Origin of the sequence: Blastococcus aggregatus (assembly GCF_900221005.1) — a bacterium.
Lineage (GTDB): Bacteria > Actinomycetota > Actinomycetes > Mycobacteriales > Geodermatophilaceae > Blastococcus > Blastococcus aggregatus.
Window position 1 is genome coordinate 543,418 of the sequence record NZ_OBQI01000002.1, and the last position, 24,122, is coordinate 567,539.

The following is a 24,122-nucleotide window of genomic DNA, read 5'->3' on the forward strand; positions in this document are numbered from 1 at the left end:
ATGACCGACGACCTGCTTCCCGCCGCCCGCGACTGGGCCGGGGCCGATCCGCACGACGGCGACCGCGCCGAGATCCTCGCCCTGATCGAGGCCGGGGACGTCGCGGAGCTCGGCCGCCGGTTCGCCGGCCCGCTGACCTTCGGGACGGCGGGGTTGCGCGGCCCGCTGCGCGCGGGGCCGGCGGGGATGAACGCGGCGGTGGTGACCCGCGCCGCTGCCGGGCTGGGCGCCTGGCTGACTGCGTCGGGCTCGGCCGGCGGCGGGATCGTCATCGGCTTCGACGCCCGGCGGCGGTCGGACGAGTTCGCCCGCATCTCCGCGTCGGTGCTCGCCGCGGCCGGCTTCGCGGTGCAGGTGCTGCCACGCGCGCTGCCCACGCCGGTGCTGTCCTTCGCGGTACGGCACCTCGGCTGCGCCGCCGGGATCATGGTGACCGCGAGCCACAACCCGCCCGACGACAACGGCTACAAGGTCTACCTGGGCGACGGTGCGCAGCTGGTGCCGCCGGCCGACGGCGAGATCGAGACCGCGATCGCCGCGGTCGGACCGGCCCGCGAGGTGCCGCTGTCCGACGAGTGGCTGACCCTCGACGACGACGTCGCCGCCGACTACGTGGCCGCGGTGGTCCGCGCGCTGGAGCCGGCGCGGGTGGCCTCGCGCGGTTCGCTGCGGGTGGCCTACACCGCGATGCACGGGGTGGGCGCGGAGACGACGCGGGCGGTGTTCGCCGCCGCGGGGCTGGCCGAGCCGGTGAGCGTGCCCGAGCAGGACGAGCCGGACCCGACGTTCCGCACGGTGGCCTTCCCGAACCCCGAGGAGCCGGGGGCGACCGACCTGCTGAAGGCACTGGCGGTGCGCGTCCACGCCGACGTGGCGATCGCCGAGGACCCGGACGCCGACCGGTGCGCCGTGGTCTGCGACGGCCGGCAGCTGACCGGCGACGAGGTCGGTGCGCTGCTGGCCGACTGGCTGCTGCGCCGGGGGGTGCGCGGGACGTACGCGTCGTCGCTGGTGAGCGGCTCGCTGATGCACGTGGTCGCCGCTGCGCACGGGGTGCCGTCGGAGGAGACGCCGACCGGGTTCAAGTGGATCATGCGAGCAGGGTCCGACGCGGCGCCGTTGGTGTACGGCTACGAGGAGGCGCTCGGGTACTCGGTGTCGCCGTCCGTGGCGCGGGACAAGGACGGCATCTCCGCCGCGCTGGCGGTGGCCCTGCTGGCCGCGGAGCTGAAGGAGTCGGGCCGGACGCTGCTGGACCGGCTCGACGAGCTGGCGGTGGAGCACGGGCTGTTCGTCACCGGGCAGCTGTCGGTGCGCGTGGAGGATCTCTCGGTCATCTCCGACGCGATGGCGCGGGTGCGCGCTGTGCCGCCGACCTCGCTGCTGGGTCGTCCGGTCGCGTTCGCGGACCTGGCGCTGGAGTCGCCGCCGGTGGACGCGGTGCGGCTGCTGGGCGACGGGGTGCGGGTGATCGTGCGGCCGAGCGGGACCGAGCCGAAGCTGAAGGCCTACCTGGAGACCGTGGTGCCGGTGCACCAGGACGCCGGCCTGATCGCCGCGCGCGGCCGCGGCGAGGACGAGCTGGACCAGCTGCGCGCGGAGATGTCGACGGCGCTCGGGCTGTAGCGCCCGTGCAGCGATCGGGTGGTTGTCCACAGCGGGGCTGCGGCCGGATTCCGGATCTGCGTAGTCTCCCGGCGACCGGTGATCAGCACGGGGAGTGACGACATGACGCGACGCTGGACCCTGCGCCTGGCGGCCTGCCTCGTCACCGGGGCGGCGGTGCTCACCGGGTGCTCGGAGAAGCAGGAGGCCGCGCAGACCCTGCCGTCGAGCAGCAGCGCCGCGCCGACCGAGGACGCGCTCCCGCCCCTCGGCCCCGCGGACCTGCCGATGCCCGCCGAGGCCCGCACCCAGGACGCCGCCGGCGCGGAAGCCTTCGTCCGCTACTACATCGAGCTGATCAACCGGACGTCGACGGTCATGGACGCCCAGCCGCTCCGAGACCTCAGCGACGGCTGCCGCGACTGCGACCGCATCGCCGACAACACCGACGCCGACGCCGACGCTGGCTACCACTACGAGGGCGGCGACCTCGTGATCAAAGCGGCAGGGTCAGTAACGGTTACGGGCGAGGAGGCCCGCATCGCATTCACAGTCGACCAAGCCCCGCTGATGGTGGTCGATGCTGGTGGAGCACGAAATGCGGATCTCAGTTCCAGCGCCCTGACCGATCTCACCGGCGGGGCGCTTACTACCTGGAACTCCACTCGCAGCACATGGCTCATGACCACACTCACGCTCGGCTGACAGATGCGCCGATTTGTCATTTCGGTCCTGGGCGCCCTCCTTCTGCTCACCATCGGTCATCTGCAGGCAGGGGCGGACGAGGCCGGGTGCTCGAGGCGCTCCTGCGCCTCAGTTGGCTTCTCCCCCGGGACGCTGACCGCCGCAGCCGTAGATCGAAGTCCGGGTAGTGGCCCGTGGGTCGCGACCAATGCCGCATTGGCCGTCTCTGAATTTCGCTATCAGCTGTCGCACCCATGCGTAGTCGATGACCGAGAAACCGGAGCGTGCCAAGGGCTCGACTTCGATTCCTGCCCTGCGCCGCCCGACCGCGTGGTGCAAGACCTGGTCATCGAGCGGCAACGACTGGTCCAGCAGGATGGGACCGCAGGCGACCTCGGCGTTCCCGCGGGAACGCCGCCCGGCTCCCCCATCGGCCCGTGGGAACGTCTCGACCGCGGGTGCGTCGACATCACCGCGCTCAACCCGCCGCCGTCGCCGGGCGAGGTGTTCCGCTACTTCCAGACGCTCCCGCTCCCCCAGCTCCCCACGAGGCAGCAGCCACCGGGCAACGCGCTGGTCGGGCTCCCCGTCATCTTCTTCACCGACGGCCCGACCACCCAGACCTTCACCCTCGACATCCGCGGGTTCACCGTCGACATCACCGCCACCGCGACCGGCTTCACCTGGCACACCGGCGACGGCACCGACCTCACCACCACGACTCCCGGCGCGCCCTACCCCCGCCACACGATCAGCCACGACTACGCCACCGGCACCTACACCGCCGCGCTCACCACCACCTGGACCGCCACCTTCAGCGTCGACGGAGGGATCACCGCCCCCGTGCCCGGCAGCACCACCACCGACGGCACCCCCGTCACCTTCGCCGTCCTCCAGGCCCGGCCGGTCCTGACGAACCCCTTCGACTGACCGATGACTGCGGCGGCCGTCCGCGGTCAGAGACCCGAGGGCCGCGGGGCCCGTGAGAGGACGGCCATGCGCAGGATCGTGATGCACCTGGGGATCTCCCTGGACGGCTACTTCGAGGGTCCGGACGCCGACATCAGCTGGCACCGCGTTGACGACGAGCTGCACACCTTCTTCAACCAGCTGCTGGCCGAGAGCAGCGCCTTCCTCGAGGGCCGGGTCACCTACGAGCTGATGGAGGCGTTCTGGCCCGACGCCGACCAGGGCCCCGACGTCGAGCCCGCCGTCGCCGAGTTCGCCGCGATCTGGCGGCGCATGCCGAAGGTCGTCTACTCGCGCACGCTCGACGCCCCCGGCCCCAACGCCACGCTGGTGCGCGACGTCGTCCCCGAGGAGGTGCGGGCGCTGCAGGCGCAGCCCGGCGGGGACATGGTGGTCGGCGGCCCCGCGCTCGCCGAGGCGTTCCGCCGGCACGACCTGATCGACGAGTACCGGATCTTCGTGACCCCCGTCCTGCTGGGGCACGGACGCCGGTTGTTCGAGGAGGGCCCGCCCGCCGACCTGCGGCTGGTCGAGACGAGGGTCTTCGGCAACGGCGTCGTCATGCTGCGGTACGAGGTGGAGCGCTGACCCGAGGGCTCAGTGCGGGACGGGCTCCCGGCATCCGGAGCCCAACGCCCGCGCGGCGGTCTCCAGCACGACGACGAGCTCGCGGCCGAACCCGACGTCGCAGGGGTGCGTCCCGCCGGTCAGGGCGGCCGCCTGCAGTTCGTCGACGGCGACCGTGAGGTCGTCCACCGGCCGGTCACCGTCGGGCAGCAGCACCAGGCGGCCCGCGTCCCCGTGCACGAAGAACTCGGTGCCGGCCGACATCGGCGCCACCGTCAGCGAGAGCGTTACCGTCGACGCGGCGCCGGACTCGTGGACGAGCGCCAGGTGCACGGTGTCGCCGCGACCTGCGGTGGCCTGCACCTCGACGACCGGGCCCAGGGCGGGCACGAGCACCGAGAGCGCGTGCGGGCCCAGGTCCCACAGCGCGCCGTGCTCCTGCCGCCAGGTCGAGCCGGCGAACGGCGTCCCGGCCACCGACGACAGCCAGGAGGCGGCACCGCCGGCGAGGTGGGTGCGCCCGGCCTGGGTCAGCCAGGTGGAGGTCGCGGTCTGGAAGCGGAACTTGAGGAAGACGACCGAGGCCACTCCGGCTGCTGCCACGGCGTCGACCACGCGGTCGGCCGCGGCCGTGGTGAGCGCGACCGGCTTCTCCAGCAGCAGGTGCTTGCCCGCCGCCGCGGCCCGCTCGGCGAGCGGCGCCTGGACGTCGGGCGGCAGCGCGATCGCCACCGCGTCGACCTGGTCGAGCAGTTCCTCGACGTCGGCGAAGCCCGGCACCTCGAACCGGGCGCCCACCGCCTTGGCCTTGGCCAGGTCGCGTCCCCAGACGCCGACGAACTCCGTCGCCGGGTGCGCGGCGAGTGCCGGGGCGTGCACGCCCCGCGCCCACGGGCCGGTGCCGAGCAGCCCGAAGCGCACCGTCAGACCGAGCCGAACTGGCGATCCCCGGCGTCGCCGAGACCCGGGACGATGTAGGCGTTCTCGTTGAGCCCCTCGTCGACGCTGGCGGTGAAGACGCGCAGCGGCAGCCCGCTCTCCTCGAGGCGCTGGATGCCCTCCGGCGCCGCCAGCGCGCACAGCACGGTGATCTGCGTGGCGCCGCGGGCGGTGAGCAAGCGGCAGCAGTGCACCAGCGAGCCGCCGGTGGCCAGCATCGGGTCGAGCACGAAGACGTGCCGGTCGACCAGCGACTCCGGCAGGGACGCCATGTAGGCCTCGGGCTGGAAGGTCTCCTCGTTGCGCGCCAGGCCGACGAAGCCCATCTGCGACTCCGGCAGCATGCCGTGCGCGGTGTCGGCCATGCCCAGGCCGGCCCGCAGCACCGGCACGAGCAGCGGCGGGGCCGCCAGCCGGAAGCCGGTGGTCTCGACGACCGGCGTGCGGATCGTCTCCTCGGCGACGGTGAGCTCGCGCGTGGCCTCGTAGACCAGCATCTGGGTGAGCTCGCGGAGGGCGGCGCGGAACGCGGCGTTGTCGGTGCGCTCGTCGCGCATCCGGCTCAGCCGGGCTCGGGCCAGCGGATGGTCGACGACGGTCAGCTGCACGCCAGAACGGTAGCGGCCCCGCCCGGACCGGCCACACGCCCGCCCGCCCCGCGCTGCCACCGCTCACGCGGCGGCGAGCGGACGACCGCGCGCCTCGGCCGCCAGGCGCCGCTGGAGATCCCGCTGGTGCAGGAGCACCCAGACGACGTGATCGAGGTTCATCCGCTCACCGTTCACGTGCATCGCTTCCGACAGCACCGGTGGGCCGTCCGGGAACAGCAGCCGCGTCAGGTCGCCGTCCAGCGGGTCCTCGACCGCCCCTCGGGCGCCGGCCCCCGCCGCGCTCGTCGGTCTCCGGGCGGCGAGCTCGTCGATCGGCTGGACGCCGACGAAGACGTCACCCACCGACTCACCGGTGCCGGGCAGGCCGGCCAGTCCTGCGACGAAGGCAGCGTCGCCGGCACCCCACACGCGGCGTCCGTCCGGGGCCAGGACGATCAGCCGCCCGTCGCGACGGGACATGACGAGGTCGTGGTCGTGGTCGTGGTCGTGCACCAGGCCGTGGTCGACGTCGCACAGCAGCACGAGGTTGTCGATGTCCGTGCCGCCCCCGAACAGCCAGTGCCGCATGTGGTGTGCGTGCAGCCGTTCGATCCTGGTCTCGGTGCACCCCGGCCGCGCGCAACCACCGTCCCGCCGCAGCAGTGCGCGCCGCTGCGCCCGGGTGGCGAGCCGCCGGGTGCGCCCCACTCCGAGGACCTCCCGGTCCCGCTCGAGCATCGTCACGACGGTCGCGCCGCAGAGCATCCGCCGCACCTGCGCCGGGTGGAGGGCCGGACCACCCTCGAGGTACGCCTGCCCCGCCGCGGCGTCGTCGGCGAGAACGGCCGCGTCGACGTGCACGACGACCTCCCGCGACGGCGGGTCCCCCGGTCGGCGGTCGGCACCGTCGCCCGCACGGGCCAGGGCGGCCACGGCCGCGCAGCGCCGAGCCGACGTGCGCTCCCGGGCGCAGGCGATCTCCTCCCGCTCGACCGCCTCGTCGCCCGCGGTCTCCGTCGCGGCTCCAGCCGGGGGTGCGCCGGCAGAGGCTGCGCGCTTGGCCTCCGCCCGGTCGCGGCGGGCCTGTGCCTCGGCCCGCGACTCGACCCCCGCGAGGAAGTCGGCGCCCTCCTCGGGCCCGAGGCGCATGCGGACGACGAGCATCCCGTCGTCGTCCCACCAGTGCTGGAACTGCCGCTTCTCGGCCACGACCTCGTCGTCCACGCGGTCACTGCGGCGCCAGCCCCGCACCACCCGGTCGAGCTGCGAGGCAGTCGCCTCGACGGCCAGTTCGAGGAGCATCTGCTCGGTCTCCGGTTCCGCGACCCGCGTGACCGCGCGGATCTTGGAGTACGAGAGCCGGCCCTCGGCGAAGGCCGCGGACAGCAGCGGCAGATCGACCAGCGCGCGGGCGACGCGGACGTGCTCCCTGGCCGTGGTCGGCGACATGCCGCACTGCCAGGCGAGCCAGTGCGCGCAGGACTTGATCCCGTGTGCGGCCCACCCGTCGCGGCGATCGAACTCGGCGACGAGCTGGAGCCAGGCGGCGGTGGCGGCGGCGAGGCGGACGGCACCGGCGGTGATGTCACGCGCCAGCTCGGGCAGCGGTCTTGCGGGCATGGACGACCTCCTTCGAACGTATGATCGAAGCTAGCGAGAGGGTCTGACAGATCCGGGTGGCTCACGAAGGGCCCGCACACGGAGAACGACGACGGGACGCTCCCGCGGGAGCGTCCCGACCCCTGCCCCCCGGGAGGGGCGCCGATCGCCACTCGCACGGGGATCGACACTCCCGCGGGAGCGCATCGGGCAGCCACGCGCGGGCGGCCGTGCGCGAACGCACGCACCCGATCGGGGTGGACGGGAGGGAACACCTGTCGCAGGACAGGGGAGAATGGCCGGCATGACCCACGTGCTCGACCCCGACGCACTGTCGGACGACGCCCGGGCGCTGTCCGTGCCGCTGCCCCCGTACCGCGACGTCACCCGCTCCGACTCCGCCTTCCGCGCCTTCCTGCACGGCCTCCCCGGTGTCGACCAGGTCGGCGCCGAGGCCCGCGTGGCCCAGCTCGGTAGCCGCTCGATCAAGACCACGTCCAAGGCGTGGGCGATCGACACCGCCATCTCGATGGTCGACCTCACCACGCTCGAGGGCGCCGACACCCCCGGCAAGGTGCGCAGCCTCGCGGCCAAGGCGAAGAGCCCCGACCCGACGGACCCCACGTGCCCGCGGGTCGCCGCGGTCTGCGTCTACGGCGACCTCGCCGGCGTCGCCCGCGAGGCGCTGGGCGACAGCGGCGTGCACGTCGCCGCCGTCGCCACCGCCTTCCCCAGCGGCCGGGCCAGCCGCGCGGTCAAGCTCGCCGACGTGCGCGACGCCGTGCAGAACGGCGCCGACGAGATCGACATGGTCATCGACCGCGGGGCCTTCCTGTCCGGCCGGTACCTCGAGGTCTACGAGGAGATCGTCGCGGTCAAGGAAGCCTGCGGAGACGCCCACCTCAAGGTCATCCTCGAGACCGGCGAGCTGGTCACCCTCGACAACGTCCGCCGGGCCAGCTGGATCGCGATGCTCGCCGGCGGCGACTTCATCAAGACCTCCACGGGCAAGGTCAGCCCCGCCGCCACCCTCCCGGTCGGCCTGGTGATGCTGGAGGCGGTCCGCGACTTCCGCGCCGCCACCGGCCGCCAGATCGGCTTCAAGCCCGCCGGCGGCATCCGGACGACGAAGGATGCGATCAAGCACCTCGTGCTGATCAACGAGACCGTCGGCCCGGACTGGCTGCACGCCGACTGGTTCCGCTTCGGCGCCTCCAGCCTGCTCAACGACCTCCTGCTCCAGCGCCAGAAGCTGCGCACCGGCCACTACTCCGGCCCCGACTACGTGAGCGTGGACTGATGACCAGCCTGTTCGAGTACGCCCCGGCACCCGAGTCCCGGTCGATCGTCACCATCGCGCCGTCCTACGGCCTGTTCATCGACGGCGAGTTCGTCGACGGCACCGGTGAGTCGTTCCCGACGATCAACCCCGCCACCGAGGAGGTCCTCACCGAGGTCTCCGCCGGCAGCGAGGCCGACGTGGACCGCGCGGTGCGGGCCGCCCGCCGCGCGTTCGAGAAGACCTGGGGCCCCATGCGCCCGGCCGACCGCGGCAAGTACCTGTTCCGCATCGCCCGCCTGCTGCAGGAGCGCGCCCGCGAGTTCGCCGTCCTGGAGTCCCTCGACAACGGCAAGCCGATCCGCGAGTCCCGCGACGTCGACGTGCCCCTCGCCGCGGCGCACTTCTTCTACTACGCGGGCTGGGCCGACAAGCTCGAGCACGTCGGCCTCGGCACCCAGCCGCGCCCGCTCGGCGTCGCCGGCCAGGTCATCCCGTGGAACTTCCCGCTGATGATGCTGGCCTGGAAGGTCGCCCCGGCGCTGGCCGCCGGCAACACCGTCGTCCTCAAGCCGGCCGAGACCACGCCGCTCACCGCGCTGCTCTTCGCCGAGATCTGCCGGCAGGCCGACCTCCCCGCCGGTGTCGTCAACATCGTCACCGGCGCCGGCGACACCGGCCGCGCGGTGGTCGAGCACGCCGACGTCGACAAGGTCGCGTTCACCGGGTCCACCGACGTCGGCCGGTCGATCGCGCGCGCCGTGGCCGGTACGCGCAAGAAGCTCACGCTGGAGCTCGGCGGCAAGGCGGCGAACATCGTGTTCGACGACGCCCCGATCGACCAGGCCGTCGAGGGCATCGTCCAGGGCATCTTCTTCAACCAGGGCCACGTCTGCTGCGCGGGCAGCCGGCTGCTGGTGCAGGAGTCGATCCACGACGAGGTCGTCGCGAGCCTGCAGCGGCGCATCGGCACGCTGCGCGTCGGTGACCCGCTGGACAAGAACACCGACATCGGCGCGATCAACTCCCGCGAGCAGCTGGAACGGATCCGGGAGCTCTCCGACATCGGCGAGGCCGAGGGCGCGCAGCGCTGGCAGCCGGCCGGCGAGCTGCCCGAGCGCGGCTTCTGGTTCCCCCCGACCGTCTTCACCGACGTCTCCTCCGCCCACCGCATCGCCCGCGACGAGGTCTTCGGCCCGGTGCTCAGCGTGCTCACCTTCCGCACGCCGGACGAGGCGGTCGCCAAGGCGAACAACTCCACCTACGGCCTGTCGGCCGGGATCTGGTCGGAGAAGGGCTCCCGGATCCTGAAGATCGCGAGCCATCTGCGCGCCGGCGTGGTGTGGGCCAACACGTTCAACAAGTTCGACCCCACGTCGCCCTTCGGCGGCTACAAGCAGTCCGGCTACGGCCGCGAGGGCGGCCGGCACGGGCTGGCCGCCTACCTGACGGGAGCTGACAGCAAGTGATCGGGAACGACCGGCTCGCCGTCCGCAAGACCTACAAGCTGTACGTGAACGGCGCCTTCCCGCGGTCGGAGTCCGGCCGTACCTACGAGGTCACCGACGCCAAGGGGCACTTCCTCGCCAACGCCGCGGAGGCCAGCCGCAAGGACGCCCGCGACGCCGTCGTCGCCGCCCGCGGCGCCTTCGCGAAGTGGTCGGGCGCGACCGCCTACAACCGCGGCCAGGTGCTCTACCGCGTGGCCGAGGTCATGGAGGGCCGGCACGTCCAGTTCTGCGAGGAGGTCGCCGCCGGCGAGGGGCTCAGCGCCTCGAAGGCCCGTGCCGCCGTGGACGCCGCCATCGACCGCTGGGTCTGGTACGCCGGCTGGACCGACAAGCTGGCCGCCGTCCTCGGTGGGGCCAACCCCGTGGCCGGCCCGTACTTCGACTTCTCCACGCCGGAGCCGACCGGCGTCGTCGCGGTGCTGGCACCGCAGCAGTCGAGCCTGCTCGGCCTGGTCAGCGTCCTCGCACCCGTGCTCGCCACCGGCAACACCGCCGTCGTCGTCACCTCGAAGGAGCGACCGCTCCCCGCCGTCACCCTCGGCGAGGTGCTGGCCACCAGCGACGTCCCCGGTGGCGTGGTCAACCTGCTCACCGGCGACGCCGGGGAGCTCGGCACCTGGCTGGCCGAGCACGCCGACGTCGACGCCATCGACCTCACGGGCGCCCCGTCGCACCGCGCCATGGAGTTCGAGCGGGAGGCGGCCGGCACCATCAAGCGGGTCCTGCGTCCGCCGGTGACCGAGCCGGACTGGACCGCCGATCCCGGCCTGGCCCGGATGACGCCGTTCCTCGAGACGAAGACGGTCTGGCACCCGATCGGCCTGTGACCGCCCCGGCCCAGGTCCGCGCCGGGCGGCGGGAGTGGCTCGGCCTGGCGGTGCTCATGCTGCCGGTCCTGCTGGTCTCGGTCGACGGCACGGTCCTCACCTTCGCCGTCCCGTCGATCACCCGGGCCCTGGCGCCCAGCGGCACCGAGCTGCTCTGGGCCGTCGACATCTACCCGTTGCTGCTGGCCGGGCTGCTGGTCACCGCCGGCAGCCTCGGCGACCGCTTCGGCCGACGCCGCCTGCTGCTGCTGGGGGCGGCCGGCTTCGGCGCCGCCTCGGTGCTCGCCGCCTACGCGCCGGACATCCGGTGGCTGATCGCCGCGCGCGCCCTGCAGGGCGTCTTCGGCGCGGCGCTCATGCCCTCGACGCTCTCCCTGCTGCGCAACCTGTTCCTGGACCAGCAGCAGCGCCGGCTGGCGATCGCCATCTGGGCGTCGGGGTTCGCCGGCGGCGCCGCGCTCGGCCCGGTCCTCGGCGGGGCGCTGCTCGAGCACTACTGGTGGGGCTCGGTGTTCCTGGTGAACGTGCCGGTGCTGGCGGTCCTCCTCGCGGCCGGCCGCCTGCTGCCGGAGTCGCGGGATCCCGCACCCGGGCCGCTGGACCTCGCCAGCGTCGCGCTGTCGCTGACCACGATGCTGCCGCTGGTCTACGCCATCAAGACCCTCGCCGGCGGATCGCCCGGCCCGGTCGTGGCGGCGGCCGCCGTTTTCGGGCTCGGCAGCGGCGTCGCCTTCGTCCGCCGCCAGCTCACCCGCCCGGCCCCGCTGCTGGACCTCCGGCTCTTCCGCGACCGGGTCGTCACCGCGGCCATCAGCGCCAACCTGCTCATCATCGCCGCGCTCTCCGGCCTGCTGCTGCTCACCTCGCAGTACCTGCAGCTGGTGCTCGGCCGCAGCCCGATGGACGCCGGCCTGCTGCTCGTCCCGGGGCTGCTCGCCTCGGTCGCGGGCGGGCTGGCCGCGGTGCCCCTGGCGCGGCGGTTCCCGGTGCGCGGGCTGGTGCTCACCGGCCTGCTGCTCGCCGCCTTCGGCTACGTCGTCGCCACCCGGCTGGGCACCGGCAGCTCGGCCGCGCTCGTCGTCGTGGCGTTCGGCCTGGTCGCGACCGGCGCCGGCCTCGCCGAGACCCTGACCAACGACGCCATCCTCACCGCCGCTCCCCCGGAGCGCGCCGGCCAGGCCAGCGCGGTCAGCGAGACGGCCTACGAGCTGGGCACCGGCCTGGGCGTCGCGGTGCTCGGCAGCGTCCTGAGCGCGGTCTACACCGCGCACCTGGTGCTGCCCGCAGACCTGGACGCCGGGGAACGGGAGGCCGCGGGCACCCTCGGCGGCGCCTTCGACGTCGCCGACCGGCTGCCCCCGGTTGCCGCGACGGCGCTCACCGACAGCGCCCGGGAGGCGTTCACCGCCGGCATGGACCTGACCGCCGGCATCGGGGTCGCCGTGATGCTCGCCGCCGCCGCGCTGGTGGCCCTGGTCTGGCGCACGCCCTCCGCGGGCGCCTGAGCCGAAAGGGTGGGGAGCGCACGGCGCTCCATCTGGCAGAGTCACCCCGTGGCCAGGCCGAGCATCGTTCCCATCGCACTGACCCTCGACGACCGCACGGGCTACACGCTGTGGGCTCCTCCGTGGGAGGAGGACGGCGAGGAGTGGCAGGCGTTCCTCGGCACCACCGTCGAGGTGCGCGCCGACATCAACGACGACGACCCCGAGGCCCCGGTCCCCACCGCGGTCGTGCACCTCTTCCCCTCCCCCGCCGCGCTCGCCGCCTTCTGCCGCGCCAACACCGATCACGACCTCGCCGACCACCCGGTCTGGCCGGTCGTCGCGGGCCTGGGTGCCGCCGACCTGACCCCCGACGACGACCACCGCTTCGACCTCGACGGCGTCTACGACATCGCCGCGGAGGACCCCGACCGCTGGGCGGTCGAGGAGCTCGCCGCCACGATCGACATCGTCAGCCGGCTGGCCGAGTGCCTCGACGCCGACGCCGACGACGAGGACGAGGACGACCTCGACGACGAGACCGAGTTCGAGGCAGTCGCCGAGCTGGTCGGCAAGCCCGAGATCGGCTCGCTGGGCCTCGGCCCCGACGCGTTCATCGGCCGCTCCGGCGAGGACGCCTGGGCCGGCGTCGGCGGCGTCCTCGACGACCTGTGGGAGGACGTCGTCGAGGAGCTCGGCGACCACCTGGACTGGACCGGCGCGGGCACCGTGGCCGTGGCCGACTACCCGTCGGCCTCCGAGTCGGCCCCGATCGTCGTCGACGAGAGCGACGACGAGGACGACGACGACATCGAGCCGGTCGACGTCGGCACCCCGGCCGCCGCGACCGCCGGCGTGCGGACGATCGACGGCGGCGGCGGACGGCTGACCCACGACCCCGCCGAGGTCGCCGCGGCGGCCGAGTTCTGGGAGGCCGTCGGCATCCTCCCCGTGGAGGTCGTCGTCCCCGACGGCGCCGGGGTGACCCTGCGCTGCTACGTCGACGACGTCGCCCGCTTCCTGGGCCGCGACGGCGAGGTCTTCCTCTTCGACACCCCGGCCCAGCTCTCCCGCTTCTGCGCCGGCTCCGAGCCCCACGACCTGAGCGAGATCGCCTCCTGGCCCGAGGTCGCCACCACCGGGACGCGGCCCCTGCCCGCCGACCAGGACCGCTACGACCTCGCCGCGCTCGCCGAGGTGCTGGGCGAGGTGGCCGACGGCGCCGCCGGGCTGGTCACCCACGCCGCGCTCGCCCAGCCCGTGGAGGGCGCCCGCGACCTCGCCGAGTACGGGCGGCTGCCGCGGGTCGAGGAGCTGCTCGCCCCGTCCGCGCCGCTGGGCCAGGCCGTGGCCCGGGGCGAGCGGGAGCCCGACGCCACCCTGCACCAGGCCGACGCCGCCGCCGTCCGCCCCGCGTGGGACGAGGTCGTCGCCCTGATCAGCGGGAAGCTCGTCTTCCGCGACTGACCCGCACGACGAAGCGGCCGGCCCCGGGAGTTCCCGGGGCCGGCCGCTTCGTCGTTCAGGTGTGCTTACGCGCCGTAGCGCGAGGGGCGGCTGGGCCGCCCACCCGGGCGACCGCGGTCGCCGTAGGAGCGCTCGCCGGACGACGCCGAGCGCTCGCCGCCGCCGTAGGACCGCTCACCCGCGGGCCGCTCGCCGGCGGGCCGGGGACGGTCACCGAAGGAGCGACGCGGGCCGCCACGCGAACCGCCGGTGGGGCGGTCGCCGTCGCGACGCGGACGGCCGCCGGGGCCGCCACCGCCGCGGCGCATGTCGCGCTGCGTGCGCTCCTTGGGCTCGACCGGGATGCCGGCGGCGACGAGCTCGAGGATCGGCTTGTCACCGGGGCGGGTCCGGTCGATGGGCGGGTCGACCTTGGCGGTGCGGAACCGGCGCTTGGCCTGGCCGACCTGGTCGGGCAGCAGCAGCGAGACGACGACACCGGCGGCACCGGCGCGGGCGGTGCGGCCCGAGCGGTGCAGGTAGGTCTTGGCGTCCGTCGGCGGGTCGTAGTGCAGGACCAGCGAGACGTCGTCGACGTGGATGCCGCGGGCGGCGACGTCGGTGGCGACGAGGACCGGCGAGCGGGCGTCGGTGAACTCCTCCAGCGCACGCTTGCGCGCCGCCTGGGGCAGTCCGCCGTGGATCGCCTCGGCCTTGATGCCGGCAGCCTTGAGGTTGTCGGCCAGCCGGTCCACACCCAGCTGGGTGCGGGCGAAGATGATCGTGCGGCCCGGACGGGAGGCCAGCTCGGTGGCCACCTGCAGCTTGTCGCGGAACGCCAGCGTGAAGGCCAGGTGCTCGGCCGGCGGGGCCTCGCCGCCGGGGCGGACGACCTCGTGCCGGGCCGGGTCCTTGAGGTAGCGGCGGACCAGCGAGTCGACCTCGCCGTCCAGCGTCGCCGAGAACAGCAGGCGCTGGGCGTCGCGGGCGGTCTGGTCGAGCAGCTCCTTGACGACCGGGAGGAAGCCCAGGTCGGCCATGAAGTCGGCCTCGTCGAGGACCGTGATGACGACCTCGGCGAGAGTGGCCTCGCCCTGGCTGATCAGGTCCTGCAGGCGGCCGGGCGTGGCGATGATGACGTCGACGCCACGGCGGAGCTGCTGGATCTGGCGGTACATGGGCGCGCCGCCGTAGACGGTCGCCAGCTGGACGCCGGTGGCCTGGCCGAGCGGCGCCAGGTTGTCGTGCACCTGCTGCGCCAGCTCACGGGTCGGCACGAGGACCAGCCCGCGGGGGGCGCGGCGGCCCTGCTTGACCTCGTTGCCGATGCGGGCGAGCAGCGGCAGGCCGAAGGCCAGCGTCTTGCCCGAGCCGGTGGCGGCCTTGCCGAGCACGTCGCGCCCGGCGAGGGCGTCCGGCAGGGCGGAGGTCTGGATGGCGAACGGGCGGCGGATGCCGCGCCGCTCGAGCGCGGTGACCAGGGGCTGGGGCAGGCCCAGCTGGCCGAACGTGGGGCCGGTGGGCTCCTCGGCCGCCTCGGGGGCGACCTCCACGGTGGTCTCGGTCTCCGCCGCAGCGGTGTCCGGGACGGTGTTCTCGATGGTGGTGTCGGCGTCGTTCGACTCGAACGAGACAGGGTTGACCAAAGTCATGCGGGGTGGGGCTCCGATACTGCTCGGAGCGCGTCCCGTGGAAGAAGGAAGCGCCGCAGGTACCGGCGTCCTCACTGGCGATCGTGTGCGCCCAGGGGTGGAACGCGTGATCTGCACGGATGCGCTCATGCCCGGACAAACCGTCCGGGAGGATGACCGGCGTTGTGCCGGTACTCCCAGGTTAGCAGCGTCGGCCCCCCAACGATTCCCCGCGAGGGGGTGGGGACCGTCACCCTCCGTCAGCCCTGCAGGTCGGCGTACCCGGGGCGGACGACGTCGGTGAGCAGGCGCGCGCGCTCGGCGTCGTCCAGGAAGGCCGCCGCCACCGCACGCTCGGTGACCGTCCGGACGTCGTCCCAGCCCCAGCCGAACGCGGCCGCCACGGCGGCCAGCTCGCTGCTCGTCGAGACCCCGCTCATCAGCCGGTTGTCGGTGTTGACGGTGACGGCGAAGCCGAGCCGGTGGAGCCGGTCGACCGGGTGCTCGGCCAGCGACGGGTAGGCGCCGGTCTGCACGTTCGACGACGGCGCGACCTCCAGCGGCACCTGCTCGTCGAGGACCCGCTGCGCCACCGGGCCCAGGGTGCCGTCCGGCGCGACCTCGTCGGCGATCCGGATGCCGTGCCCGAGCCGCTCGGCCCGCGCCCCGTCCAGGGCGGCGCGGATGCTGTCGACGCCGGCCGCCTCGCCCGCGTGGATCGTGCGGTGCGCGCCGGCCCGGTCGAGCAGCTCGATCGCGGCCGGGATGCGGTCGGGCGGGAAGCCGATCTCCGGCCCGGCCAGGTCGAAGCCGACCACGCCCGCGTCGCGGTACCGCACGACGAGCCCGGCCACCTCCGCCCAGCGGTCCTCCTGGCGCATCGCGCACAGCAGCGCCCCGACTCGGATCGGGGTGCCCGCCGCGGTTGCCTCGGCGCCGCCGGTGGCGAAGCCGGCGACCATCGCCTCGACGACGGCCTCGATGGGCAGCCCACCCGCCGTCGACAGCTCGGGCGCGAAGCGCACCTCGGCGTGCACGACGCCGTCGGCGGCGAGGTCGAGCGCGCACTCGCGGGCCACCCGGTGGATGGCATCCGCGGTCTGCATCACGCCGACGGTGTGCGCGAACGTCTCCAGGTACCGCACGAGCGAACCCGAGTCGGCCGCCTGCCGGAACCAGCGGGCCAGGGGCTCCGGCTCGCTCTCGGGCAGCCCCCGGTAGCCGGTCTCGTCGGCCAGCTCGAGGATCGTCTGCGGCCGCAGCCCGCCGTCGAGGTGGTCGTGCAGCAGCACCTTCGGAGCCCGGCGGACGGCGTCGGCGTCCAGCGGCGCACTCACCTGTCCTGCCAGCGGAACGTGCGCACGCAGAGGATCAGGCCCAGGACGCACCAGATGCCGAGCACGAGCGCGACCCGGCCCAGCTCCCACGACCCGGCCGGTTCGTCGGCGGCCAGGACGTCGGGCAGGAACACCGACCGCAGCCCCTGCGCCATCCACTTCAGCGGGAAGAGCGCGGCGAAGGTCTGCATCCAGCTCGGGATCTCGCTGAACTGGAAGAAGACACCGGAGATGAACTGCAGCAGCAGCGCGAACGGGGTCACGGTGGCCGAGGCCGAGCGGCCGTTCTTCGCGATGCTGGAGATCGCGATGCCCAGCAGCGTGCAGGCGGACGCGCCCAGCACCGCCACCCAGGCGAAGGTCAGCCAGTCGGTGCCCGAGGGCAGGTCGATCCGGTAGAAGACGACGCCGATCAGCAGCAGGACGACGATGCTGGCCAGCGTCACCGCGAGGACCTGCACGACCTTGCCGACGAAGAAGGCGCTGCGCGGCATCGGGGTGCCGGCCAGATGCTTGAGCGTCCCGTCGGACCGCTCGGTCGCGATGTTGATCGCCATGTTCTGCAGGCTGGCGCCGAGGATGCCCGCGGCGATGATCCCGGCCATGAAGTACTGGGTGAAGCTGACGCCGGACCCCAGGTCGAAGTCGAGCACCGCGCCGAACACGACCAGCAGCAGCACCGGCAGCAGCAGGGTGAAGACGACGGACTCCCGCTGGCGGAAGAACTCCTTGAGCTCCACCGAGCTGCGCGAGCGGTACACCGACGCCAGCGACGGGAGCTGCGTGGACTCGCGGGTCGCGGTCATCGGTCGTCGCCGATCATCTGCAGGTACACGTCCTCGAGCGTGGGGCGGGTGACGGCGAGGTCGGGGACCTCGCCGTCGAAGCGGGTGGCCAGGTCGGCCACGAACGCGGTGGGGGTCGACGTCGCCTCGGTGCGGCGGGCGCCGTCCTCGGTCCAGGTGACGGTCGCCGGCGCGGTCTCCCGCCCACCCAGGGCACTGGGGACGGCGACCTCGACCAGCTTGCCGCGGGCGATGACGCCGACGCGGTCGGCCAGCGCCTCGGCCTCGTCCAGGTAGTGGGTGGTGAGCAGCATCGTGGTGCCCAGGTCGCGCAGCGAGCGGATCAGCGACCAGAACTGCCGGCGGGCCTCGGGGTCGAAGCCGGTGGTCGGCTCGTCGAGGAAGAGCAGGGTCGGCCGGCCGACGATGCCCAGGGCGACGTCGAGCCGGCGGCGCTGACCGCCGGAGAGCGTGCGCCCGCGCAGCCCGGCCTTCTCGGTGAGGCCGACGAGCGCCAGCACCTCGTCGACGTCCCGCGGATCGGCGAAGTACGAGGCCTGCGCGGTGACCAGCTCGCGCACGGTCAGCTGGCTGTCGCCCGAGCCGGACTGCAGCACGATGCCCAGCCGGGCCTTCCACGCGCGGGCGCCGTCGGCCGGGTCCTCGCCGAGCACCCGCACCTCGCCGGCGTCGCGGGACCGGTAGCCCTCGCAGATCTCCACCGTCGTCGTCTTGCCGGCACCGTTGGGGCCGAGCAGCGCGAAGATCTCCCCGCGCCGGATGTCGAGGTCCAGGCCGTCGACCGCGACGAAGTCGCCGTACCGCTTGACCAGGCCGCGCACGGAGATCGCGGCGTCCGGGTCCAGCGGGTCACCGGGACGCGGACGGTCGGCCACGGGGGCCACCGCAGGAGGACTCGTCACGGGAGAACAGTGTGCTCCCGTGACGAGTCACACCTCTATCCGGTCCAGGATCAGCGGCAGGGGGCGGTCGTCGGTGTCGACCCCGATCGCACCCTCGAGCGCCTCCAGGGCACGCGGGATGCGGCCGGCGTCGTCGGTGTGCAGCTCGAGCAGGGGCTGACCGGCGGTCACCTGCTCCCCCACGCCGGCGGTCCAGACGATCCCGGCCGACGCCGAGACGCGGTCCTCCTTGCGCGCCCGGCCGGCCCCCAGCCGCCAGGCGGCGACGCCGAGGGAGAACGCGTCGAGCCGGGTCAGCGTCCCGGTGGCCGGGGCGGTCACCACGTGCCGTTCGGCCGGCTGCGGCAGGGGCGCGTCGGGGTCGCCGCCCTGCGCGGCGATCATCCGGCGCCAGACGTCCATGGCGCGCCCGTCGGCCAGGGCCGCGGCGGGGTCGACGTCGGGGCGCCCGGCCCCGGCGAGCATCTCGCGGGCCAGCGCCAGCGTCAGCTCGACGACGTCGGCCGGCCCGCCGCCGGCGAGCACCTCCACCGACTCGGCGACCTCCACGGCGTTGCCCGCCGCCCGGCCCAGCGGGCGGTCCATCGCCGTCACGAGGGCGACCGTCCGGACCCCGGCCGCCTCCCCCAGGCCGACCATCGTGCGGGCGAGCTCGCGCGAGGCGTCGGCGTCCTTCATGAAGGCACCGGAGCCGGTCTTCACGTCCAGCACCAGCGCGTCGGCGCCCTCGGCGATCTTCTTGCTCATGATCGAGCTGGCGATCAGCGGGATGGACTCGACGGTGGCCGTGACGTCGCGCAGCGCGTAGAGCAGCTTGTCGGCCGGGGCGAGGTCGTCGCCGGCCGCGCAGATCACCGCGCCGACGTCCCGCAACTGGGCCAGGTAGGCCCGCTCGTCGACGTCGGCCCGCCAGCCGCGGATCGCCTCGAGCTTGTCCAGCGTGCCGCCGGTGTGCCCCAGCCCGCGGCCGGAGAGCTGCGGTACGGCGACCCCGCAGGCCGCGACCAGCGGCGCGAGCGGGAGGGTGATCTTGTCCCCGACCCCGCCCGTGGAGTGCTTGTCCGCGGTCGGGCGGCCGAGCGAGGAGAGGTCCTTGCGGGAGCCGGAGTCGATCATCGACTGCGTCCAGACCGCCAGCTCGGCGGGGGTCATGCCGCGGAAGAACACCGCCATGAGCAGCGCGCTCATCTGCTCGTCGGGCACCCTGCCCGCGGTGTAGGTGTCGATGATCCAGCGGATCTGGTCCGACGTCAGCTCGACGCCGTCCCGCTTGGCCCGGAGGACGTCGATCGCGTCGTGCGCCGGGGGCGAGGACCCGGCCATCAGCCCTGCTCCCGCTCGGCCGCCGCCACCAGGTCGTCGGGACCGAAGGCGTCCGGGAGCACCTCGCGCATCGGGACGATCCCCAGGGAGACCGTCTCGATGAGCATCTCCGGGCCGCCGAACTCCCACAGCAGCTGCCGGCACCGGCCGCACGGCATGAGCGGCTGCCCGTCCCCACCGACGCAGGCCACCGCGACCAGCCGGCCGCCGCCGGAGCGCGCGAGGTCGCTCACCATCCCGCACTCGGCGCACAGGCTCAGCCCGTACGAGGCGTTCTCGACGTTGCACCCGGTGACGAGCCGGCCGTCGTCCACCAGGCCGGCGACGCCGACGGGGAACCTGGAGTACGGCGCGTACGCGCGGGTCATCGCCGCGCGGGCCGCGGCCCGCAGGACGTCCCAGTTCACCGCAGCGGCTGCGCCGTCGCCCACTAGTTCTCCCCTCGCCGGTAGACCAGTCCGTCGGCCTTCGGCATCCGTAGCCGCTGCGAGGCCAGCGACAGCACCAGCAGCGTGGTCAGGTGCGGCGTGAACGAGACGATGCCGGTGGGCAGCTCGTCGATGGTGAGGAACCCGACCAGGCTCAGTCCCGCGAACGCCGCGGCCAGCACCGCCTGCAGGTACCTGCCGCGGACGGTCTGGAACACCGCCACGGCCAGCAGGAGGAGCGCGAGCAGCAGGAGCAGCGCGACGACGGCCGTGCGGCTGCGCAGCTGGAGCCCGTCGGCGAAGCCGAACAGCCCCGCGCCGGCCGCCAGCCCACCGGGCCGCCAGTTGCCGAAGATCAGCGCGGCCAGGCCGATGAAGCCGCGCCCGCCGGTCTGGCCCTCCTTGAAGATGTTGGCGACGAAGACCAGCGCCACACCGCCGAGGCCGGCCAGCCCGCCGGAGATGAGCACCGCGATGTACTTCATCCGGTAGACGGGCACACCGAGCGAGTCGGCCGCCGCCGGGTTCTCGCCGCAGGAGCGCAGCCGCAGGCCGAACGCCGTCCGCCACAGCACCACGTAGCTGATCGGGATCAGCAGGACGGCGATGAGGGTGAGGACGCCGACGCCGCTGGTGACGCCGCGCAGCAGCCCGGCGACGTCCGAGATCAGGAACCAACCCTGGTCGGCGAGGTCGCCGAGCAGGTCGGGGCCGTCGGAGAGCACGGGCAGGGAGAAGCTCGGTGGCCGGCTGGACAGGGCCGGCGACTGCGTCGCGCCACCGCCGAGCTCGTTGCCGACGTAGACGAGCTCGGAGAGGAAGCGCACGATCCCGGCGGCGAGGATGTTGATCGCCACGCCGGAGACCACGTGGTCGACGCCGAAGGTGACCGTCGCGATGGCGTGCACCAGCCCGCCGGCCACGCCGAAGAGGATGCCGCCGACGATCGCGCCGGCCCAGCCCCACTGGTAGCCGGCCCAGCCGGCGCCCCAGGTGCCCAGGATCAGCATGCCCTCGAGGCCGATGTTGACGACGCCCGCGCGCTCGGAGAACAGCCCGCCGAGGGCGGCCAGTCCGATGGGGACCGCCAGCAGCAGCGCGGTGGAGAACGTGGATGCCGAGGTCAGCGCCTGCTCGCCGGAGATGACCCGGACGACCGACAGCAGCAGCATCAGGCCGACGAGGATCCACAGGGCCCGGCGGGCGGCGCCTCCGCCGAGGAACAGCTCGGCCAGCGGCCCGCGGGTCCGGGTGGGCCCGGTGGTCGTCGCGGCGCTCATGCCCCGGCCCCCTGGTGCTCGTCGATGCGGCTGCCGGCGGTGCCCGCCGGGCCGGTGGGTGGGCTCTCCGGAGCGGGCGATGCGGCCTGGCCGGTCTCGCCCTCCGCGCGGCGGCGGGTGAGCTGCCGGGCGATCTCGTTGGCGATGACCACGGCGAGCACGATCGTGCCCTGGATGATCGTCACAACCGAGGCCGGGATGTCGGCGAACTGCAGGGGCACGGCGGCCCGGTCGAGGAACGCGAACAGCAGCGCGGCGAAGGCGATGCCCAGCGGGCTGTTGCGGCCGAGCAACGCCACCGCGATCCCGAGGAAGCCCAGCCCGGCGGTGAACTCGGTGCCGAAGTGGTGGGTGTTGCCCATCAGGTCGGGCAGCCCGATCAGCCCGGCGACGGCCCCGGAGATGAGCATCGTCTTGAGAACCATGCCGCGGGCGTCGATACCGCTGGCCGTGGCCGCCGAGGCCGACAGGCCGGTCGCGCGCAGGTCGAACCCGAACCGGGTCCGCTTGAGCAGCACCGAGATCGCGATGCCGGCGACGAGGGCGACGACCAGGAAGCCGTAGAGCTCGCCGCGCGGCTGGGCCAGGCCGACCAGGTCGAAGAGTCCGTTGAGGCCGGGGAACTGGCCGGACTCCGGCAGGTCCTTCGTCGTGATGATCGCCGCGCCCTCCTCGCTGCCGCGGAGCGGGCCGGTGAGCAGCCAGGACGCCGTCCCCAGGGCGATGAAGTTGAGCATGATCGAGCTGATCACCTCGCTCACGCCGCGGGTGACCTTGAGGACGGCCACGATCGCGGCCCAGAACGCACCGACCAGCATCGCCACGACGATCACGAACACGACGTGCAGCGGGGCGGGCAGCGAGACGGCGGCGCCCGCGCCGGCGGCCAGCACGGTCGCCATCCGGTACTGGCCCTCGACGCCGATGTTGAACAGGCCCATGCGGAAGGCGACCGAGACGGCCAGGCCGGCCAGGAACAGCGGCACCGCGCGGTTGAGGATCACCACGATCGCCTGGGTCTGCTGCGCCGGGGTGTCCCCGAAGTCGAACAGGACGCGCACGGCGGTCGAGGGGTTCTCGCCGATCGCGAGGATCACCAGCGTGGTGATGACCGCGGCGAACACGACGGCGATGGCCGGCGCGAACAGCGCCGAGCCGATGCGGCGGAGGACGGTCACGCGGCGTCTCCGGCCGCGTCGTGGGCGCCGGTCATGTGCCCACCCAGCTGCTCCGGGGTCAGCGACCCCGGATCCAGTGTGGCGACCAGCCGGCCGCGGAGCATGACCTGCAGCGTGTCGGACAGGCCGATCAGCTCGTCGAGGTCGGCCGAGATCAACAGGATCCCCATCCCTTCGGCGCGGGCATCCTTGAGCAGCTCCCAGATGGCCGCCTGCGCACCCACGTCGACCCCGCGGGTCGGGTGGGCCGCGATCAGCAGGCGGGGGCTGGAACTCATCTCGCGCCCGACGATGAGCTTCTGCTGGTTGCCGCCGGACAGTGCGACGGCGAGGGTGTCCGGCCCGGGGGCGCGGACGTCGTACTCGCGCATGATGCGCGCGGTGTCGGCGCGGGCCCCCGCGCGGTCGATGAACGGGCCCTTGACCGCCGGCGGGCGGGTCTGGTGGCCGAGGATGCGGTTCTCCCAGAGCGGTGCCTCGAGCAGCATCCCCTGCCGGTGCCGGTCCGCGGGGACGAACCCGACTCCGGCCTCGCGGCGGGCGCGGGTGCTCCAGGCGGTGATGTCCTGGTCGCCGAGGAGGACCGTTCCACCGGACAGCGGCCGGAGCCCCATGATCGCGTCGACGAGCTCGGCCTGGCCGTTGCCCTCGACGCCGGCGATGCCCACGACCTCGCCCTCGTGGACGGTGAGGCCGACGTCCTGCACGACGAGCCGGCCGCCGGGCGAGGCGACGGTGAGCCCGCGCAGCTGCAGCACGGGCGTCTCGCGCACGGTGGAGGTGCGGGTCTGCGGGGAGGGCAGCTCGGAGCCGACCATCATCTCGGCCAGCTGGCGCGACGTCGTCGTCCGCGGGTCGGCGGTGCCGACGGTGGTGCCGCGGCGGATGACGGTGATCGAGTCGGCGACCTTGCGCACCTCGTCGAGCTTGTGCGAGATGAAGATGACCGTGAGGCCCTCGCGCTTGAGCTCGGCGAGGTTGCCGAACAGCTCGTCGACCTCCTGCGGGACGAGGACGGCGGTGGGCTCGTCGAGGATCAGCGTCGTCGCCCCGCGGTAGAGCACCTTGGCGATCTCGACGCGCTGGCGGTCGCCGACGCCGAGGTCCTCGACCAGGACGTCGGGGTCCAGGTTCAGGGCGTACCGCTCGGAGATCTCCCTGATCCGGCGGCGCGCGGTGGCGCGGTCCAGCCGGCCGCCCCGGGTGGGCTCGCTGCCCAGGACGATGTTCTCCAGGACGGTGAAGTAGTCGGCCAGCATGAAGTGCTGGTGCACCATGCCGATGCCCGCGGCGATCGCGTCGGCCGGGCTGCGCAGCGTCGTCTCGCGGCCGTCGAGCAGGATCGTGCCCTCGTCGGGGCGGTGCATGCCGTAGAGCGTCTTCATCAGCGTCGACTTGCCGGCGCCGTTCTCGCCCACGATCGCGTGCACCTCGCCGCGGCGGACCCGGAGCTCGATGTCGCGGTTGGCGACGACCCCCGGGAAGCGCTTGGTGATGCCGCGCAGCTCCACCGCGTACGGGACGTTCCCGGTGCCCGTGTCGGCGGGCGCGCCCGCTGGTTGCTCGGCCATGGGTGGGCCTCTCTCTTCCGGTGCTCCCGCGGGTGGCGGGGGCACGGCTGGTGCTGTGCGGATGATTCCGCACGCCGGGGCCGGCCGGTGCGGCAGGCCTCACGGCAACGGCGGGCCCGGGCGGAGTGCGCCCGGGCCCGCCGTGGGACCGCCCGTGAGCGCGGGC

21 protein-coding genes are annotated in these 24,122 nt (G+C 73.8%); 9 read left to right on the top strand and 12 right to left on the bottom strand.

From position 1 onward, the window contains the following. From CRP29_RS08275 to CRP29_RS08290, 4 genes are all read left to right on the top strand, one after another. Positions 1–1,626, top strand: a complete 1,626-nt coding sequence (locus CRP29_RS08275; protein WP_097194556.1) for a phospho-sugar mutase — start codon at positions 1–3, stop codon at positions 1,624–1,626. A gap of 102 nt (positions 1,627–1,728) precedes the next feature. Further along, entirely contained in the window at positions 1,729–2,310 is a 582-nt protein-coding gene (locus CRP29_RS08280; RefSeq protein ID WP_141437090.1) for a DUF6318 family protein, read from the top strand. Positions 2,311–2,622: 312 nt separating this feature from the next. After that, entirely contained in the window at positions 2,623–3,219 is a 597-nt protein-coding gene (locus tag CRP29_RS08285; protein WP_245852639.1) for a hypothetical protein, read from the top strand. A 66-nt stretch (positions 3,220–3,285) separates the two neighbouring features. Beyond that, positions 3,286–3,846 carry a dihydrofolate reductase family protein gene (locus CRP29_RS08290; protein WP_097194559.1) on the top strand — a complete coding sequence of 187 codons (561 nt, stop codon included), beginning with the start codon at positions 3,286–3,288 and terminating at the stop codon, positions 3,844–3,846. Between the two features lie 9 nt (positions 3,847–3,855). On the opposite strand, the gene CRP29_RS08295 is transcribed toward CRP29_RS08290, so the two are convergent. From CRP29_RS08295 to CRP29_RS08305, 3 genes are all read right to left on the bottom strand, one after another. Then, positions 3,856–4,746 carry a Gfo/Idh/MocA family protein gene (locus CRP29_RS08295; protein WP_097194560.1) on the bottom strand — a complete coding sequence of 297 codons (891 nt, stop codon included), beginning with the start codon at positions 4,744–4,746 and terminating at the stop codon, positions 3,856–3,858. A 2-nt stretch (positions 4,747–4,748) separates the two neighbouring features. Further along, on the bottom strand, positions 4,749–5,372 hold the full coding sequence (upp, locus tag CRP29_RS08300; protein ID WP_097194561.1) for a uracil phosphoribosyltransferase: 624 nt from the start codon (positions 5,370–5,372) through the stop codon (positions 4,749–4,751). Positions 5,373–5,435: 63 nt separating this feature from the next. After that, the gene (locus CRP29_RS08305) at positions 5,436–6,974 is read right to left on the bottom strand and encodes an HNH endonuclease signature motif containing protein (protein ID WP_097194562.1); all 1,539 of its coding nucleotides are present in this window, start codon (positions 6,972–6,974) and stop codon (positions 5,436–5,438) included. Positions 6,975–7,257: 283 nt separating this feature from the next. On the opposite strand from CRP29_RS08305, the gene deoC reads away from it, so the two are divergent. Genes deoC through CRP29_RS08330 form a run of 5 tightly spaced genes read left to right on the top strand, consistent with a single transcriptional unit; the run spans position 7,258 to position 13,521 of the window. Further along, on the top strand, positions 7,258–8,253 hold the full coding sequence (deoC, locus tag CRP29_RS08310; protein ID WP_097194885.1) for a deoxyribose-phosphate aldolase: 996 nt from the start codon (positions 7,258–7,260) through the stop codon (positions 8,251–8,253). Continuing rightward, positions 8,253–9,701: an aldehyde dehydrogenase family protein gene (locus tag CRP29_RS08315; protein WP_217991503.1), complete on the top strand. Its 1,449-nt coding sequence runs from the start codon at positions 8,253–8,255 to the stop codon at positions 9,699–9,701. Before deoC ends, CRP29_RS08315 begins: the two co-directional genes overlap by 1 nt. Then, positions 9,698–10,570, top strand: coding sequence for an aldehyde dehydrogenase family protein (locus tag CRP29_RS08320; RefSeq protein WP_245852641.1), 873 nt, complete (start codon positions 9,698–9,700; stop codon positions 10,568–10,570). The genes CRP29_RS08315 and CRP29_RS08320 overlap by 4 nt, the downstream gene beginning before the upstream one ends. Further along, positions 10,567–12,075, top strand: coding sequence for an MFS transporter (locus tag CRP29_RS08325; protein WP_217991504.1), 1,509 nt, complete (start codon positions 10,567–10,569; stop codon positions 12,073–12,075). Before CRP29_RS08320 ends, CRP29_RS08325 begins: the two co-directional genes overlap by 4 nt. Before the next feature lie 48 nt (positions 12,076–12,123). Further along, the gene (locus CRP29_RS08330) at positions 12,124–13,521 is read left to right on the top strand and encodes a hypothetical protein (protein ID WP_097194563.1); all 1,398 of its coding nucleotides are present in this window, start codon (positions 12,124–12,126) and stop codon (positions 13,519–13,521) included. Positions 13,522–13,586: 65 nt separating this feature from the next. Here CRP29_RS08330 and CRP29_RS08335 read toward each other — a convergent pair whose 3' ends face one another. The 9 genes from CRP29_RS08335 to CRP29_RS08375 all read right to left on the bottom strand — a co-directional run bounded on the left by CRP29_RS08335 (position 13,587) and on the right by CRP29_RS08375 (position 23,956). Continuing rightward, positions 13,587–15,152, bottom strand: coding sequence for a DEAD/DEAH box helicase (locus tag CRP29_RS08335; RefSeq protein WP_097194564.1), 1,566 nt, complete (start codon positions 15,150–15,152; stop codon positions 13,587–13,589). Between the two features lie 239 nt (positions 15,153–15,391). Continuing rightward, positions 15,392–16,468 (bottom strand): adenosine deaminase, encoded by a 1,077-nt coding sequence (locus CRP29_RS08340; RefSeq protein ID WP_097194565.1) that lies wholly within the window; start codon positions 16,466–16,468, stop codon positions 15,392–15,394. Continuing rightward, positions 16,465–17,274 carry an ABC transporter permease gene (locus tag CRP29_RS08345; RefSeq protein WP_097194566.1) on the bottom strand — a complete coding sequence of 270 codons (810 nt, stop codon included), beginning with the start codon at positions 17,272–17,274 and terminating at the stop codon, positions 16,465–16,467. The genes CRP29_RS08340 and CRP29_RS08345 overlap by 4 nt, the downstream gene beginning before the upstream one ends. After that, the gene (locus tag CRP29_RS08350; RefSeq protein ID WP_245852643.1) at positions 17,271–18,176 is read right to left on the bottom strand and encodes an ABC transporter ATP-binding protein; all 906 of its coding nucleotides are present in this window, start codon (positions 18,174–18,176) and stop codon (positions 17,271–17,273) included. The genes CRP29_RS08345 and CRP29_RS08350 overlap by 4 nt, the downstream gene beginning before the upstream one ends. A 27-nt stretch (positions 18,177–18,203) precedes the next feature. Continuing rightward, a complete protein-coding gene (locus CRP29_RS08355) occupies positions 18,204–19,499 on the bottom strand; it encodes a thymidine phosphorylase (protein ID WP_097194567.1) in 1,296 nt (431 codons plus the stop codon). Next, a complete protein-coding gene (locus CRP29_RS08360) occupies positions 19,499–19,930 on the bottom strand; it encodes a cytidine deaminase (RefSeq protein WP_097194568.1) in 432 nt (143 codons plus the stop codon). The genes CRP29_RS08355 and CRP29_RS08360 overlap by 1 nt, the downstream gene beginning before the upstream one ends. After that, positions 19,930–21,207 (bottom strand): ABC transporter permease, encoded by a 1,278-nt coding sequence (locus CRP29_RS08365; RefSeq protein ID WP_097194569.1) that lies wholly within the window; start codon positions 21,205–21,207, stop codon positions 19,930–19,932. Before CRP29_RS08365 ends, CRP29_RS08360 begins: the two co-directional genes overlap by 1 nt. Beyond that, entirely contained in the window at positions 21,204–22,385 is a 1,182-nt protein-coding gene (locus CRP29_RS08370) for an ABC transporter permease (protein ID WP_097194570.1), read from the bottom strand. The genes CRP29_RS08365 and CRP29_RS08370 overlap by 4 nt, the downstream gene beginning before the upstream one ends. Continuing rightward, positions 22,382–23,956, bottom strand: a complete 1,575-nt coding sequence (locus CRP29_RS08375) for an ABC transporter ATP-binding protein (protein ID WP_097194571.1) — start codon at positions 23,954–23,956, stop codon at positions 22,382–22,384. Before CRP29_RS08375 ends, CRP29_RS08370 begins: the two co-directional genes overlap by 4 nt. Positions 23,957–24,122: the final 166 nt, after the last annotated feature.

Excerpts from the sequence above, each read along its gene's own strand:
- CRP29_RS08275 (WP_097194556.1), top strand. The coding sequence starts at position 1 with ATGACCGACGACCTGCTTCCCGCCGCCCGCGACTGGGCCGGGGCCGAT.
- CRP29_RS08280 (WP_141437090.1), top strand. The coding sequence starts at position 1,729 with ATGACGCGACGCTGGACCCTGCGCCTGGCGGCCTGCCTCGTCACCGGG.
- CRP29_RS08290 (WP_097194559.1), top strand. The coding sequence starts at position 3,286 with ATGCGCAGGATCGTGATGCACCTGGGGATCTCCCTGGACGGCTACTTC.
- CRP29_RS08305 (WP_097194562.1), bottom strand. The coding sequence starts at position 6,974 with ATGCCCGCAAGACCGCTGCCCGAGCTGGCGCGTGACATCACCGCCGGT.
- deoC (WP_097194885.1), top strand. The coding sequence starts at position 7,258 with ATGACCCACGTGCTCGACCCCGACGCACTGTCGGACGACGCCCGGGCG.
- CRP29_RS08315 (WP_217991503.1), top strand. The coding sequence starts at position 8,253 with ATGACCAGCCTGTTCGAGTACGCCCCGGCACCCGAGTCCCGGTCGATC.
- CRP29_RS08335 (WP_097194564.1), bottom strand. The coding sequence starts at position 15,152 with ATGACTTTGGTCAACCCTGTCTCGTTCGAGTCGAACGACGCCGACACC.
- CRP29_RS08345 (WP_097194566.1), bottom strand. The coding sequence starts at position 17,274 with ATGACCGCGACCCGCGAGTCCACGCAGCTCCCGTCGCTGGCGTCGGTG.
- CRP29_RS08355 (WP_097194567.1), bottom strand. The coding sequence starts at position 19,499 with ATGGCCGGGTCCTCGCCCCCGGCGCACGACGCGATCGACGTCCTCCGG.
- CRP29_RS08365 (WP_097194569.1), bottom strand. The coding sequence starts at position 21,207 with ATGAGCGCCGCGACGACCACCGGGCCCACCCGGACCCGCGGGCCGCTG.
- CRP29_RS08375 (WP_097194571.1), bottom strand. The coding sequence starts at position 23,956 with ATGGCCGAGCAACCAGCGGGCGCGCCCGCCGACACGGGCACCGGGAAC.